This window comes from Limnohabitans sp., assembly GCF_040401495.1.
Lineage (GTDB): Bacteria > Pseudomonadota > Gammaproteobacteria > Burkholderiales > Burkholderiaceae_C > Limnohabitans.
This window is the reverse complement of record NZ_JBBAOI010000058.1, coordinates 539-1,523: the sequence shown is the minus strand read 5'-3', so window position 1 is coordinate 1,523 and position 985 is coordinate 539. Positions and strand designations below refer to the sequence as shown.

2 protein-coding genes are annotated in these 985 nt (G+C 55.7%); both read left to right on the top strand.

The features are described from left to right. Positions 1-442: 442 nt before the first annotated feature. Entirely contained in the window at positions 443-610 is a 168-nt protein-coding gene (locus AC9UEO_RS13605; protein WP_509534605.1) for a hypothetical protein, read from the top strand. A gap of 108 nt (positions 611-718) precedes the next feature. Next, on the top strand, positions 719-886 hold the full coding sequence (locus tag AC9UEO_RS13600) for a hypothetical protein (RefSeq protein ID WP_509534603.1): 168 nt from the start codon (positions 719-721) through the stop codon (positions 884-886). Positions 887-985 lie beyond the last annotated feature (99 nt).

Genomic DNA, 985 nt, shown 5'->3' with positions numbered 1-985 from the left:
ATTCAAGTCAATAGTATCGTATGCTGCAAATTACATTTTACATGTTGCTCCCTGGTCTGGGCTGTCATGCGTGCGTGCATATGACTATTGCAACACAAGCTAATGCGGATACACAAGCGGCCAACGCAAGAGACACATGTAGATCCCGCCCGCTGTGCCTCCTAAGCAGTGCTACAACCTGCCGGCTCACTGCTACGACAGCCGGCTCACTGCTGTGAGAGATGCTTCGAATGTTGCCGGCTTACTTTCAAGACAAATCGTTGCCTCGGCTTGCGCTTCTTCTGGGGCGCGGCAAAGAGTTTGAGACAGACTTTTGTCAAATACCCACATGTATTTGCCGTCCAAAGGCACCCCAATCTTGGCTGCCACCACCCCTCTCACTGCAGCGACCGTTGAGTCAGCATGACTGTCCCTCACGGAGACAAGGGCCCGCCGAATACGCTTGGGCAAGCTCGCCCGCAAGGCAAGTTTGGACCATCGTTTGTGCATCTTCCGTCTGGTATGCGTGGTTGCCGCGCCAGCATCGTACGCCACCAGCACTGATCCCAACACTGTGTCTGCGGCGGGGGCGTACTCCATGCTGCTTGACGCAACAGGCTTGGAAGCCTGACTCTGCCCCAGCCTGAGTGCGCTGGCCGTGCCCGGCCGGCCAGGGTGTACAACCCCAACCTGCCCTTCAACGTTGGCTGGCGCCGACTTGCTTGGTTGGTCACAATCGATGATGGCATTGACAATGTCGGCCCTGCTCTGTGCCATCGTCTTGGCTGATGGCACTGTGAAGCCCATCGTGCGCATGGTGGAGACCCATTGCTTCAACGCCTCCACTGTCATGCTGGAGGTCAACTGTGTGAGCATCACTTGGTGCATTTGCACATCCTGTGCATGATGCAACATATCCTGTAATATATCATGTTTCCTTTTTTTGTGGCTGGTATGCCACACGCACGCCGGCAACGGCGCCAGTCTGGGGCCAGACTGTTCTTCA

Coding starts and splice junctions, on each gene's coding strand:
- AC9UEO_RS13600 (WP_509534603.1), top strand. CDS start 719: ATGATGGCATTGACAATGTCGGCCCTGCTCTGTGCCATCGTCTTGGCT.